Annotated in this window: 11 protein-coding genes; 4 read left to right on the forward strand and 7 right to left on the reverse strand. The window is 70.4% G+C overall.

What is annotated here, in order from left to right; all coding sequences use genetic code 11:
- The first annotated feature begins 142 nt into the window (after positions 1–142).
- From dalD to DID99_RS02875, 3 genes are all read left to right on the forward strand, one after another.
- Positions 143–1,537, forward strand: coding sequence for a D-arabinitol 4-dehydrogenase (gene dalD / locus DID99_RS02865; protein ID WP_124570668.1), 1,395 nt, complete (start codon positions 143–145; stop codon positions 1,535–1,537).
- A 127-nt stretch (positions 1,538–1,664) separates the two neighbouring features.
- Positions 1,665–3,146, forward strand: a complete 1,482-nt coding sequence (gene xylB, locus DID99_RS02870) for a xylulokinase (protein ID WP_124570669.1) — start codon at positions 1,665–1,667, stop codon at positions 3,144–3,146.
- A 116-nt stretch (positions 3,147–3,262) separates the two neighbouring features.
- Positions 3,263–4,219 (forward strand): sugar-binding transcriptional regulator, encoded by a 957-nt coding sequence (locus DID99_RS02875; RefSeq protein WP_044844466.1) that lies wholly within the window; start codon positions 3,263–3,265, stop codon positions 4,217–4,219.
- Positions 4,220–4,232: 13 nt separating this feature from the next.
- Here the strand turns inward: DID99_RS02875 and DID99_RS02880 are convergent, their stop codons facing one another.
- Together DID99_RS02880 and DID99_RS02885 are read right to left on the reverse strand one after the other, a co-directional pair.
- Positions 4,233–5,471 (reverse strand): MFS transporter, encoded by a 1,239-nt coding sequence (locus DID99_RS02880; RefSeq protein ID WP_124570670.1) that lies wholly within the window; start codon positions 5,469–5,471, stop codon positions 4,233–4,235.
- A complete protein-coding gene (locus tag DID99_RS02885) occupies positions 5,468–6,670 on the reverse strand; it encodes a serine hydrolase (RefSeq protein ID WP_124570671.1) in 1,203 nt (400 codons plus the stop codon). The genes DID99_RS02880 and DID99_RS02885 overlap by 4 nt, the downstream gene beginning before the upstream one ends.
- Before the next feature lie 113 nt (positions 6,671–6,783).
- Here DID99_RS02885 and DID99_RS02890 point away from each other — a divergent pair, with 113 nt between their 5' ends.
- Complete coding sequence (locus DID99_RS02890) at positions 6,784–7,668, forward strand: LysR family transcriptional regulator (protein ID WP_124522973.1); 885 nt, start codon at positions 6,784–6,786, stop codon at positions 7,666–7,668.
- A 13-nt stretch (positions 7,669–7,681) separates the two neighbouring features.
- On the opposite strand, the gene DID99_RS02895 is transcribed toward DID99_RS02890, so the two are convergent.
- From DID99_RS02895 to DID99_RS02915, 5 genes are all read right to left on the reverse strand, one after another.
- The gene (locus DID99_RS02895) at positions 7,682–8,791 is read right to left on the reverse strand and encodes an ABC transporter ATP-binding protein (protein ID WP_124570672.1); all 1,110 of its coding nucleotides are present in this window, start codon (positions 8,789–8,791) and stop codon (positions 7,682–7,684) included.
- A 62-nt stretch (positions 8,792–8,853) separates the two neighbouring features.
- Entirely contained in the window at positions 8,854–9,582 is a 729-nt protein-coding gene (locus tag DID99_RS02900; protein WP_124522969.1) for an HAD family phosphatase, read from the reverse strand.
- Positions 9,579–10,430 (reverse strand): carbohydrate ABC transporter permease, encoded by an 852-nt coding sequence (locus DID99_RS02905; protein ID WP_124666039.1) that lies wholly within the window; start codon positions 10,428–10,430, stop codon positions 9,579–9,581. Before DID99_RS02905 ends, DID99_RS02900 begins: the two co-directional genes overlap by 4 nt.
- Positions 10,427–11,374: a carbohydrate ABC transporter permease gene (locus DID99_RS02910; protein WP_044844473.1), complete on the reverse strand. Its 948-nt coding sequence runs from the start codon at positions 11,372–11,374 to the stop codon at positions 10,427–10,429. The genes DID99_RS02905 and DID99_RS02910 overlap by 4 nt, the downstream gene beginning before the upstream one ends.
- A 102-nt stretch (positions 11,375–11,476) precedes the next feature.
- A complete protein-coding gene (locus DID99_RS02915; protein WP_044844474.1) occupies positions 11,477–12,802 on the reverse strand; it encodes a sugar ABC transporter substrate-binding protein in 1,326 nt (441 codons plus the stop codon).
- Positions 12,803–12,882: the final 80 nt, after the last annotated feature.

Consider the following 12,882-nt stretch of genomic DNA (forward strand, 5'->3'; position numbering starts at 1 on the left):
CCGCCCACGCGCCGCCGCAGCGCACCATCGAAATGCCGCGCCCGCGCCTTGACTTTCGCTCGCCCGAATACGATCATTCGCTCACATAAAGAGCAAATGATCGTATTCGACAGGAAAGACTGGCACGAACAGGAGACACCGGATGAGCGAATCGCCCTCCGCCCACGCGCCCGTGCTGCTGCACATCGGCGCAGGCTCGTTCCACCGCGCGCACCAGGCGTGGTATCTGCACCGCGTGAACGCGGCCGTGCCGGCCGACGAACGCTGGTCGCTGACCGTCGGCAACATCCGCGACGACATGCGCGCGACGATGGACGCGCTCGCCGCGCAGCACGGCGCCTACACGCTCGAAACCGTCACGCCGCAGGGCGAGCGCGCGTACGAGACGGTCCGCGCGATCTCGCGCGTACTGCGGTGGTCGATCGATCTCGCCGCGCTGATCGACGCCGGCGCCGACCCGGCGTGCCGGATCGTGTCGTTCACCGTCACCGAAGGCGGCTACTACCTCGACGAACACAACCGGCTCGACCTCGCGAACGCCGATCTCGCGGCCGACCTGCAGGGCGCGCGCACGACGCTGTACGGCGCGCTCGCGGCGCTGCTCGCCGAACGCGCGAAACGCGGCGCGGGCCCGCTCACACTGCAGAGCTGCGACAACCTGCGCAACAACGGCGCGCGCTTTCGCGCGGGCATGCGTGAATTCCTCGAGCGGCGCGGCGAGACCGATCTGCTCGCGTGGTTCGATGCGAACGTCGCGACACCGAGCGCGATGGTCGACCGCATCACGCCGCGCCCGACCGCCGACGTGCGCGAACGGGTGCGCGCGGCAACCGGCGTCGACGACGCGTGTCCGGTGATGGGCGAGTCGTTCATCCAGTGGGTGATCGAGGACCGCTTCGCGGCGGGCCGGCCGCGCTGGGAGCTGGCCGGCGCGGAACTGGTCGACGACGTGCATCCGTACGAGGAAGCGAAGATCCGCATCCTCAACGCGACGCACAGCTGCATCGCGTGGGCCGGCACGCTCGCGGGCCACACGTACATCCACGAAGGCACGCACGACGCGGCGATCCGCCGCTTCGCGCACGACTACGTGACGCAGGACGTGATCCCGTGTCTCAGCCCGAGCCCGCTCGACCTCGAACGCTACCGCGACGTCGTGCTCGAACGGTTCGGCAATCCGTACGTGCTGGACACGAACCAGCGCGTCGCGGCCGACGGCTTCTCGAAGATTCCCGGCTTCATCGCGCCGACGCTCGCCGAATCGCTCGCTCGCGGCGCGGCGCCGGTCGCCACCGCGGTGCTGCCGGCGCTGTTCCTGCGCTTTCTCGAACGCTGGGCGCGCGGCTTGCTGCCGTATGCGTACCAGGACGGCGTGATGGACGACGGCGCCGCGCGGGCGATCGTCGAGGCCGACGACCCGGTCGTCGCGCTGTGCGCGAGCCGCGCGCTGTGGGGCTCGCTCGCCGGCAACGCGGCGTTGTTCGACGCGCTGCGCGCCGGGCTCGCACGCGTCGACGCATGGCTCGCGCAGCGCTGACGCATGGCGGCCCGCGGCCTCGCAGCCGGCCGCCCGCGAGCGGCCGCGCATCCGGGCGAACCTGCGTTGGCAGGCGCGCGCGCGTGCGGCTAAAGTAGCGGCTCCTCACTGACGGAACGGATCGCTCATGTATCTCGGCATCGACCTCGGCACCTCGGAAGTGAAGGTGCTGCTGCTTGCTCCGGACGGCACCGTGGTCGGCACCGCCGGCACGCCGTTCAGCGTGTCGCGGCCGCACCCGCGCTGGGCGGAACAGCATCCGGACGACTGGTGGCAAGGCACGCTCGCCGCGCTCGCGGCGCTGCGCGAACGGCATCCGCAGGCCTTCGCGCAGGTGCGCGGGATCGGCCTGTCGGGCCAGATGCACGGCGCGGTGCTGCTCGGCCGCGACGACCGCGTGCTGCGCCCCGCGATCCTGTGGAACGACATGCGCAGCGCCGACGAATGCGCGCTGCTCACCGAACGCGCGCCCGATCTCCACGCGCTGGCCGGCAACCTCGCGATGCCCGGCTTCACCGCGCCGAAACTGCTGTGGGTCGCGAAGCACGAACCCGACGTGTTTGCCGCAACGGCCTGCGTGCTGATGCCGAAGGACTACCTGCGCTTCCGGCTCACCGGCGCGAAGGTGTCCGATCCGTCCGACGCGGCCGGCACGTTGTGGCTCGACGTCGCGCGCCGCGACTGGTCCGACGCGCTGCTCGCCGCGTGCGACATGACGCGCGACCAGATGCCGCGCATCGTCGAAGGCAACGCGCCGTCCGGCACGCTGCGCGCCGACGTCGCGCGCGAAATCGGGCTGTCGGAGGCCGTCGTGGTGGCGGGCGGCGGCGGCGACAACGCGACGAGCGCGCTCGGCATCGGCGCGATCCACGCGGGCGACGGCTTCGTGTCGCTCGGCACGTCGGGCGTGCTGAGCGTGGTCGGCGACCGCTTCATGCCGAATCCGGCGTCGGCCGTGCATGCGTTCTGCCACGCGATCCCCGATCGCTGGCAACTGATGAGCGTCGTGCTGTCGGCCGCGAGCTGCCTGCGCTGGGTCTGCAAGCTGACGGGCACCGACGAGCCGGCGCTGCTCGCCGAAATCGCGGCGCTCGACGCGGACGCACTCGCGACGGCGCCGCTGTTCCTGCCCTACCTGTCCGGCGAACGCACGCCGCACAACGATCCGTATGCGCAGGGCGTGTTCTTCGGGATGACGCATGCGACCGAGCGCGCGCATCTCGGCTACGCGGTGCTCGAAGGCGTGACGCTCGGCCTCGCGGACGGCCTCGACGCGCTGCACGCGGCCGGCGTCGAAACCGACCGGCTGTCGCTGATCGGCGGCGGCGCGCGCAGCGCGTTCTGGGCGCAGCTGATCGCCGACGCGCTGGACGTGCGCACCTGCCAGCACGGCGGCGGCGAAACGGGTGCGGCACTCGGCGCCGCGCGGCTGGGCTGGCTCGCCGTCGGCGGCGATCCGCAAGTCGTGCTGACCAAGCCGCCGGTGCGCGCCGAATACGTGCCCGACGCCGCGCGTCATGCGCTGCTGCGCGAGCGCCTCGACGCGTTCCGCGCGCTGTATCGCCACGTGCGCCCGCTTTACGAACCGTCGCGCGCGCGGCTCGCGTAGGCGGCGACGCAGGGCGGCCGTCGGCCGCACGCCGCGCATGCGTTACAGTGGATGCCATTGCGCCGCCCGACGGCCGGTCCGCGGGCGGCCCCCCAGATCCGAACCGAACCGCTATCGTGTCCAAGTCCTCAGAAAAACTCGATCTCGCCACGCGTGCCGCGTGGCTCTACTACGTCGCGGGCGACACGCAGAACGAAATCGCCGAGAAGCTGCAGGTGTCGCGCCCGGTCGCGCAGCGCCTCGTCGCGTTCGCGGTCGAGAAGAACCTGATCCGCGTGCGCGTCGATCACCAGCTCGCCGACTGCCTCGAGCTCGGCGCGCAGTTGTCGAAACGCTACGGGCTCACGATGTGCGAAGTCGTGCCCGTCGATGCCGATGCGGCCGAAGCGATCGACCGCAAGCTCGCGGTCGCCGGCGCGCAGGTGATGGAGCGCTACCTGAACGAGACGCGCCCGATGGTGATCGCCGTCAGCAGCGGCCGGACGCTGAAGGCGGCGGTCGCGCAGATCGCGCAGATCGAGCGGCCGCAGCACCGGCTCGTGTCGATGGTCGGCGCGATCGCCGCCGACGGCTCGTCGAACCGCTACGACGTCGCGCAGTACATCTCCGAGAAAACCGGCGGCAAGCACTTCCTGCTGCCCGCGCCGCTGTTCGCCGACAGCGACGCCGAGCGCGCGCAATGGTGCAATCACCGGCTGTACCGGATCGTCGACGCGCTGTCGGCGCAGGCCGACGTCGCGTTCGTCGGGATCGGCAACATCGGCCCGCACTGCCCGCTCTACGAGGACGGCTTCATCACCGAACAGGAACGCGACGAGATGACCGCGCTCGGCGCGGTAGCCGAACTGCTCGGCGTGCCGATCGATGCGCAGGGCCGGCTCGTCGACGTGTCGACGAGCGCGCGCGTGACGAGCGTCGCGCTCGACGCGCCGCCGAAGCGCCCGACGATCGCGTTCGCGGGCGGCCCGAAGAAGCGCGACGCGGTGATCGCCGCGCTGCGCGGCGGCTGGCTGTCGGGGCTCGTCACCGACGAAACCTGCGCACGCGCGGCGCTCGACGCGAAGGCGGCCTGACGCCTCCGCACGCTCACGCGGCCGCGCGCGGCGCCGGAAACGCATGCCGGCGCGCGCGCCATGCGCCGAGCCACGCAGCCGCCAGCAGCACGACCAGCACCCACGGAATCGCGCCCGCGCCCGTCGCGCCGAGCAGCATCCCGCCCGCGATGCCGCCGCCCGCGATCGCGAGGTTCCACACCGTCACGAGCATCGACTGCGCGACGTCGGCCGCATCGCCCGCCGCGTTCGCGGTGGCCGTCTGGAACAGCGTCGGCGCGCCGCCGAACGCGAGCCCCCACAGCGCGACACCCGCATAAACGATCGTCATCCCGGACCCGGCACCGAGCATCGCCGCCGCAAGCGCGAACAGCGCGATGCTCGCGAGCGTCAGCCGCCGCTGCGCGGCGCCGATCCATGCGCCCGTCAGCGCAATGCCGACCAGCGACGCGATACCGAACACGAACAGCGCCGCATCGACCTGCGCGCCCATCCGCACGCCGGCAAGGAACGGCGCAACGTACGTGTACAGCATGTTGTGCGCGAGCACATAGGCGAACATCACGACCAGCACCGGCCCCACGCCGGGCAGTGCGATCACGCCGAGCACCGGCTCGCGGGCGCCGGCGGGCTGTCCCGGATAGTCGGGCACGCGCAACCGGATCCAGCCGATCAGCGCGAGCGCCGCGACCGTGATGCCCGCGAACGCGATGCGCCAGCCGAACATCGCGCCGAGCGCGGTGCCGGCCGGGATGCCGATCGACATCGCGACCGGCGCGCCGAGCATCGCGACCGCGATCGCCCGGCCGCGCAGCGATGCGTCGACCATCCGGCTCGCATAGCCGGCCAAGAGCGCCCACAACAGCCCGGCCGACATGCCCGCGACGAAGCGCGCGGCGAGCGTGAGCGCGTAATACGGCGACGCGGCCGTCAATGCATTCGACACGACGAACCCGGCAAGCGCCGCGAGCAGCAGCCGGCGCCTGCGCATCGCGCGCGTCGCGGCGACGAGCGGGATCGCCGCGACGATCGAGCCGAGCGCGTAGACGGTCACGAGCTGGCCGATCAACGCCTCGGTCACGCGCAGGTCGATGCTCATCAACGGGAGCAAGCCGGCCGGCAACGCTTCGGTGAGGATCGTGATGAACCCGGCGGTGGCGAGCGCCAGCAGGTTCGCGACCGGCAGGCGTTCGCGCACCAGTGCGGACAGACCGGACGCCGGGTCGGCGACGCGGTCGGAAGCGCGGTCGGGAACGGATACGCACTCGCTCATGCCGCGCTCCGGTCGTCGACGCCATACACCGCGTCGCGCACGTCGGTGACGACACGCCCGTGCATCCCTTCGTACAACGTATTGGTCAGCGCGACGACCGTCAGCCCGGCCGCGCGGTCGACGAACCACGCATGCCCGTACGCACCGCCCCAGCGCCACGTGCCGACCGACTCCGGCGACTGCGCGGCCGCCGGATCGCGCAGCACCGAAAAACCGAGCCCGAAACCGAATCCCGGCGCGTCCGGCAGGTCGTGCGCGCCCGGCTGCACGCGCGCCATCTCATCGATCCAGCGGCGCGCGAGCCAGCCGTCGCGGCCGGTGCGCAACGCATCGAGCAGCGTCATGCAGTCGCGCGCGGTGCCCACCATTCCCGCGCCGCCCGACGGCCACGCGGCCGCGTCGAACGCGCGCGCCGGCGCGAAGCGGATGCCGACCGTGCCGTCGTACACCGGCGCGAGATCGTCGTCGGCCATCCGGCGCGGCGCGCCCGGCGTGCTGACGTACGGCGTCGCGAAGCGCGCGGCGTCGTGCGAGAAGAACGCGGTGTCGGTCATCCCGAGCGGCGTCGTGACGAGCGCGGCCACGGCTTCGGCGAGCGGCCGGCCGTCGACCGCCTCGATCAGCGCGCCGACCACGTCGGTCGCGAGCGAGTAGTCCCACGACGTGCCGGGCGCGAACCGCAGCGGCACGCCGGCGATGCGCCGCACGTTCTCCGCGAGCGACAGGTCCGCGCGGTCCATCCCGTCGGACACGCCGGCACGCGCATACGGGCCGTCGGCGTCGGCTTCGAGGAAGCGGTAGCCGAGCCCGGCCGTATGCGACAGCAGATGACGCAACGTGATGTCGGCCGGCGTGCCGTCGGGCAGCGTCGGCCGGAACGCGGGCAACCAGCGCGCGACCGGCTCGTCGAGCCCGATGCGCCCCGCCGCGACCAGCCGCATCGCGGCGGCCGTCACGATCGGCTTCGATACCGATGCGAGCCGGAACAGCGTGTCCTCCCGCATCGGCGTGCCGGCCTCGCGATCGGCCAGACCGGCCGCGCGCGCATAGCGAAGTTGGCCGTGGCGGGCGACCAGCACGACCGCGCCGACCACGCGCGCATCGGCCAGCGCGCGATCGAGCGCGGTGTCGAGGCGCTCGGGCAGCGCGGCGTCGGCATCCGGTTCGGCGCGGTGGGCGGTGACAGGCAGGGATGACATGGCGTGACCTCGAACAGTGAAGGAACGCCCATCGTAGGGAGCCGGCGCGAGAAGAAAAACCGGGTTAGAGTTCCGGACACTCCGGACATCGATGTCCGCAATCGAGAACCAGCATGGAAAATCTTGGCGGCTTCGTCGTGTTCGTCCAGGTCGCGGAAACGCGCAGTTTCGTCGCGGCCGGCCGCGCGCTCGGGCTGTCGGCGTCGGCGATCGGCAAGCGCATCGCGCGGCTCGAGGCGCGGCTGAACGTGCGCCTCTTTCACCGCAGCACGCGCAGCATCACGCTGACCGCGGAAGGCACGCGCTTCCTGGAACGGTGCCGGCGCGTGATCGCCGAGATCGACGCGGCCGAGCAGGAACTGACGCACAGCGCCGAAGCGCCGCGCGGGCGCCTGCGCGTGAGCCTGCCGACGATCGGCACGCTGCTGCTGCCGCTGCTCGCCGATTTCATGGCCGCATATCCGGAGATCGAACTCGACATCGATTTCAGCGACCGCCTCGTCGACGTCGTCGAAGAAGGCTTCGACGCGGTGCTGCGCACCGGCCAGCCGACGGATTCGCGGCTGTCGTCGCGGCTGCTCCGCCATTTCCGCCAGCACCTCGTCGCGTCGCCCGACTACCTCGCGCGGCACGGCACGCCGCGCACGCCGGCCGATCTCGCGCAGCATCGCTGCCTGCACTACCGCTTTCCGAGCAGCGGCAAGCTCGAGACCTGGCCGCTGCGCGTGCCGCATGCGAGTACGCCGCCCGAGGTGCCGGTCGCGATGGTCAGCAACAGCGCGGAAGCGCGCCTGTGCTTCACGCTGCGCGGGCTCGGCATCGCGTGCCTGCCCGAGTTCTTCGTGCGCGACGCGCTCGACGACGGCACGTTGTGCGCGGTGCTCGACGAACACGTCGCGAGCTGCACGCCGATCTACGTCCTGTGGCCGTCAGGCCGCCATCCGACGCCGAAACTGCGCGCCTTCGTCGATTACATGGCCGACCACCTGCGGCTCTGACCGGCGCGCGCCCTCACGCCGCCTTCGCGTGCGCGCTCAAGCGCCGGAACGCCTGACCTTGCTCGTCGAACAGGTGGCAGTGCTCGGCCTGCGCATGCACGTGCAGCGCCTCGCCGGTGCGGTACGTGTCGAGCGGCGGAATCCGCGCGATCAGCCCGTCCGGCGCGACCGCCGACTCCGCATACAGGTACGCGGCATCGCCGAGCGATTCGACGGCCATCGTCCGCGCGGCCACGCCGGTCTCCGCCTGCCCCACCATCAGATGTTCGGGCCGCACGCCGACGGTCACCGCCGCGCCGCGCAGCAGTCCGGCCGCCTCGACCGCGACGCGCTGCGTCTCGCCGCTGCCGAAGCGCACCAGCACGCCGGCCGCGTCGACCGACTCGACGGTGCCTTTCAGGAAGTTCATCTTCGGCGAGCCGATGAAGCCCGCGACGAACTGGTTGGCCGGCGCGTGGTACAGCGCGTTCGGCGTGCCGACCTGCTGCACCGCGCCGCCCGACAGCACGACGATCTTGTCGGCGAGCGTCATCGCCTCGACCTGGTCGTGCGTCACGTAGATCATCGTGGTCTTCAGCTCGTCGTGCAGCCGCGCGAATTCCAGCCGCATCTTCACGCGCAGCGCCGCGTCGAGGTTCGACAACGGCTCGTCGAACAGGAACACCTTCGGCTTGCGCGTGATCGCGCGGCCGATCGCGACGCGCTGCCGCTGGCCGCCCGACAGCTGCTTCGGCTTGCGGTCGAGCAGGTGGTCGATGTGCAGGATCTTCGCGGCCTGCTTCACCGCCTGGTCGATCTCGGGCTTCTTCGCGCCGGCGAGCTTCAGGCCGAACGCCATGTTGTCGTACAGCGTCATGTGCGGGTACAGCGCATACGACTGGAACACCATCGCGATGCCGCGCTTGGCGCTCGGCACGTCGTTGACCTTCGCGCCGTCGATCAGCAGCTCGCCGCTCGAGATGTCCTCGAGCCCGGCGATCATCCGCATCAGCGTGGATTTGCCGCAGCCGCTCGGCCCGACGAACACGACGAATTCGCCGTCGGCGATGTCGAGGTTCACGTTGCGCAGCACTTCGGTGTCGTCGTAGCGCTTCGCGATGTTGCGCAGGAGCACGCTTGCCATGGTCTGTCTCCGTTCGTTCGTGATGCGCCGCGTTGAAGGCGGCGCGCATTCGTTCCTGGTTGCTAGCCCGGCAGCACCGCGCCAGTCGCCTGCCAGCGCGCGACGTAGCCGGGCAGCTCGTGCATGTCGTCGAATACGTGACGCGCGCCGATCCCGCGCAACGCGTCGATCTGCGCGGCCGACGCATGCCCGCCGCCGACGAAGCCGAGCACGGTCATGCCGGCCGCGGCGGCCGCGGTGATGCCGGTCACGCTGTCCTCGACGACGAGGCACTGCGCGGGCACCGCGCCGAGCGCACGCGCGGCCGCGAGATACACGTCGGGCGCCGGCTTCGGCCTCGCCACGGCGTCCGCGCAGAACAGCCGGTCGCCGAAGAAGCGCGCGAGGCCGGTGCGCGCGAGCGCCGCCTCGACGTACGCGCGGTAGCTGTTGCTCGCGCACGCGGTCGTCAGGTTGAGCGCCGCGAGGGCCTTGTCGATGCCGTCGACCATCGGCGCGTTGACGGCCGCCGCCTCGACCGCGCGGCGGATCGCGTCGACGTCGCCGGCCGACAGCGTGCGGCCGACGGCCTCGCCCGCGCCGGCCAGCACGCGCTCGATGCGCAGCCCGAGCAGCGGCATCACCGCCGGCCGCGCGTCGACACCCGGCCAGCGCGCATCGAGCTCGCGCACGATCACGTCGGCGGCGACGGCCTCGCTGTCGATCAGCACGCCGTCGCAGTCGCAGATCAGCACGTTCATCCCGTGACCGAACGCGCGTTCGCCGGCCGCACCTTCGCCGGTAGCGCTCATTTGACCGCCCCGAACGTGAGCCCGCGCACGAGCTGCTTCTGCGACAGCCAGCCGACGATCAGGATCGGCGCGACCGCGAGCAGGGAAGCCGCGGACAGCTTCGCCCAGAACAGCCCCTCGGGGCTCGAGTACGACGCGATGAACACGGTCAGCGGCGCGGCGTTCGAGCTCGACAGGTTGATGCTCCAGAACGCCTCGTTCCACGACAGGATCACGAGCAGCAGCGCGGTGGACGCGAGCCCCGGCAGCGCCATCGGCATCAGCAGGTAGACGATCTCCTGCCACGTCGACGCGCCGTCGATGCGCCCCGCTTCGAGGATGTCCTTCGGGATCTCGTTGAAGTACGTGAAGGTCATCCACACCGCGATCGGCAGGTTGATCAGCGTGTACACGATCACGAGGCCCGACACGGTATCGAGCAGCCCCGCGTTCTTCCACAGCAGGTAGATCGGCACGAGCACGCCGACCGACGGCATCATCTTGGTCGACAGCATCCACAGCAGCACCTTCTGCGTGCGGTGGTTCGGGAAGAACGCCATCGCGTAGGCCGCCGGCACCGCGAGCAGCAGCGAGATCACCGTGACGCCGGCCGAGATCAGCACCGAGTTCCACGCGAACGAGAAGTAGTTGCTGCGCGCGAACACCTCGCGGAAGCTGTCGAGCGTCGGCATGAAGAACAGCGTCGACGCATACGCCTGCTGCTCGGTCTTGAACGCGGTGATCGCCATCCAGAAGAGCGGGAAGAACAGCAGCAGCGCGAGCAGCCACGCGAGCGCACCGGGCAGCGCGCGCCGCACGAGGTCGAATGCAGCCGGCGCGCGCCGGCCTTCCAAAGTCAGGTCGCTCATTTCTCGTACTCCCCCTTCAGGTTGCGCGCGAGCATCCGCACCAGGAAGAACGACACGACGTTCGCGACCACGACGGCGATGATCCCGCCCGCGGATGCGAGGCCGACGTCGAACTGCTGCAGGCCGAGCGCATAGATCAGGTACGACAGGTTGGTCGTCGCATCGCCCGGGCCGCCGCCCGTCGTCGTGTAGATCTCCGCGAAGATCGACAGCAGGAAGATCGTCTCCATCATCACGACCACGGCGATCGCGCGCTTCAGGTGCGGCAGCGTGATGTAGAAGAACATCGCGATCGGGCCCGCGCCGTCGATGCGCGCGGCTTCCTTCTGCTCCTGGTCGAGCGACTGGATCGCGGTGAACAGGATCAGGAACGCGAACGGCAGCCACTGCCACGCGACGATGATGATCACGGCGGTGAGCGGATAATCGGCGAACCAGTCGATCGGCGTCATCCCGAGCGCGCGCATCGCGTTCGCGACGAGCCCGTACACCGGATGCAGGATCATGTTCTTCCAGATCAGCGCGGCGACCGTCGGCATCACGAAGAACGGCGCGATCGCGAGCAGGCGGGCCACGCCTTGCCCGTAGAATTTGCGGTCGAACAGCACGGCCATCAGCACGCCGCCGACCACGGTGATCGCGAGCACCGCGCCGATCAGCACGAGCGTGTGCCAGATCGCGGGCAGGAACGACGGATCGGTCGCGAGGAAGCGGTAGTTGTCGATCCCGGCGAAGCCCTTCACGTCCGGGTTCAGCAGGTTGTAGCGCGAGAACGAATACCAGATCGTCATCGCGAGCGGGATCGACATCCACAGCAGCAGCACCGCGACGGACGGCGACACGAGCCAGCTGGCGCCGCCGCGCGCGCGGCGCGGCGCGCCCGGCGGCGACGATGCGTCGCCGACCGGCGACGCGTGGCTCAGGGGAAGACGCAAATGACGCATGATCGGAGTCCCTCCGGTTGAGACGCGGGCACGAACGGGCGGCCCGCCTTTCTGCATCGGCGACGCGCACCGTGCGCGGCGGCGCGCACGGTGCCAGCCGCGTTACTTCTTGTAGCCGGCCTGCCGGACCGCGCGGTCGGCCGCCGCCTGCCCGGCGGCGAGCGCCTGGTCGACCGTCATCTGGCCGGCCACCGCACCCGCGATCGCCTGCCCGACCACCGTGCCGAACGACTGGAATTCAGGAATCCCGACGTACTGCACACCCGTGTACGGCACCTTCTTCAGCGACGGATCGTTCGGGTCGGCCGTCTCGATCGCCTTCAGCACGAAGTCCGAGAACGGCGCGGCAGCCTTGTACTCGGCGCGCTGGTAGGTCGACGTGCGGGTGCCCGGCGGCACCGACGCCCAGCCTTCGTCCTTGCCGACCATCTCGATGTACTGCTTCGACGTCGCCCACGCGATGAACTTGCGCGCGGCGTCCTGCTGCTTCGACGTCTTCGGCACGGCCAGCGCCCACGCCCACAGCCAGTGCGAGCCCTTCGGCGTGGCGGCGACCGGCGCGGCGGCGAAGCCGATCCGGTCGGCGACCTGCGACTGCTGTTTGTTATAGAGCATCCCGGCCGCGACCGTCGCGTCGATCCACATCGCGCACTTGCCCGACGCGGTCAGGGTCAGGTTCTCGTTGAAGCCGTTCGAGCTCGCTCCCGGCGGGCCGTCCTTCTTCAGCAGGTTCACGTAGAAGCCGATCGCCTTCTTCCATTCCGGCGACGTGAGCTGCGCGTTCCAGTTCTCGTCGAACCAGCGCCCGCCGAACGTGTTCACGACCGTCGACACGTACGCCATGTTCTCGCCCCAGCCGGCCTTGCCGCGCAGGCAGATGCCATAGGTTCCCTTCGCCTTGTCGGTGAGCTTGTCCGCGAACTCGGCGATCTGGTCGTAGGTCGGCTGGTCGGGCATCTTGAGCCCCTTCGCCGCGAACAGGTCCTTGCGGTAGAACGTCATCGAGCTCTCGACGTAGAACGGCAGCGCATACAGCTGACCGTTGTACGACAGGCTGTCGCGCGCGGTCTTCACGATGTCGTTCAGGTCGTAGTCGGCGGGCAGCCCCGTGATCGGCGCGAGCCAGCCGCGCTTGCCCCACTGCGGCGTCTCGTAGGTGCCGATCGCCATCACGTCGAACTGGCCGCTGCCGGTCGTGATGTCGGTGGTCGCGCGCTGGCGCAGCACGTTCTCCTCGAGGATCACCCAGTTCAGCTTGATATCCGGGTTCGCCTTCTCGAACGCCGGCGACAGCTTCTTCAACTCGATCATGTCCGGGTTGTTCAGCGTCGCGATCGTCAGCGTGCCGGCGGACGCCGCGCACGCGGCCGTCGCGAGCGCGGCCCCGGCGAAGCAGCGTACGGCGGCATCGAGCATCTTTCGTTGCATGGCATGTCTCCTGTGATTGTTCGAACTGTCGTCGGTGTTGCGTATTGCGTATTGCGTGTGTCGCGTTGCTGCACTTCCTT

The sequence above is a fragment of the Burkholderia sp. Bp8986 genome (assembly GCF_003854225.1).
Classification (GTDB): domain Bacteria; phylum Pseudomonadota; class Gammaproteobacteria; order Burkholderiales; family Burkholderiaceae; genus Burkholderia.

Coding starts and splice junctions, on each gene's coding strand:
- dalD (WP_124570668.1), top strand. CDS start 143: ATGAGCGAATCGCCCTCCGCCCACGCGCCCGTGCTGCTGCACATCGGC.
- xylB (WP_124570669.1), top strand. CDS start 1,665: ATGTATCTCGGCATCGACCTCGGCACCTCGGAAGTGAAGGTGCTGCTG.
- DID99_RS02880 (WP_124570670.1), bottom strand. CDS start 5,471: ATGAGCGAGTGCGTATCCGTTCCCGACCGCGCTTCCGACCGCGTCGCC.
- DID99_RS02885 (WP_124570671.1), bottom strand. CDS start 6,670: ATGTCATCCCTGCCTGTCACCGCCCACCGCGCCGAACCGGATGCCGAC.
- DID99_RS02890 (WP_124522973.1), top strand. CDS start 6,784: ATGGAAAATCTTGGCGGCTTCGTCGTGTTCGTCCAGGTCGCGGAAACG.
- DID99_RS02895 (WP_124570672.1), bottom strand. CDS start 8,791: ATGGCAAGCGTGCTCCTGCGCAACATCGCGAAGCGCTACGACGACACC.
- DID99_RS02900 (WP_124522969.1), bottom strand. CDS start 9,582: ATGAGCGCTACCGGCGAAGGTGCGGCCGGCGAACGCGCGTTCGGTCAC.
- DID99_RS02905 (WP_124666039.1), bottom strand. CDS start 10,430: ATGAGCGACCTGACTTTGGAAGGCCGGCGCGCGCCGGCTGCATTCGAC.
- DID99_RS02910 (WP_044844473.1), bottom strand. CDS start 11,374: ATGCGTCATTTGCGTCTTCCCCTGAGCCACGCGTCGCCGGTCGGCGAC.
- DID99_RS02915 (WP_044844474.1), bottom strand. CDS start 12,802: ATGCAACGAAAGATGCTCGATGCCGCCGTACGCTGCTTCGCCGGGGCC.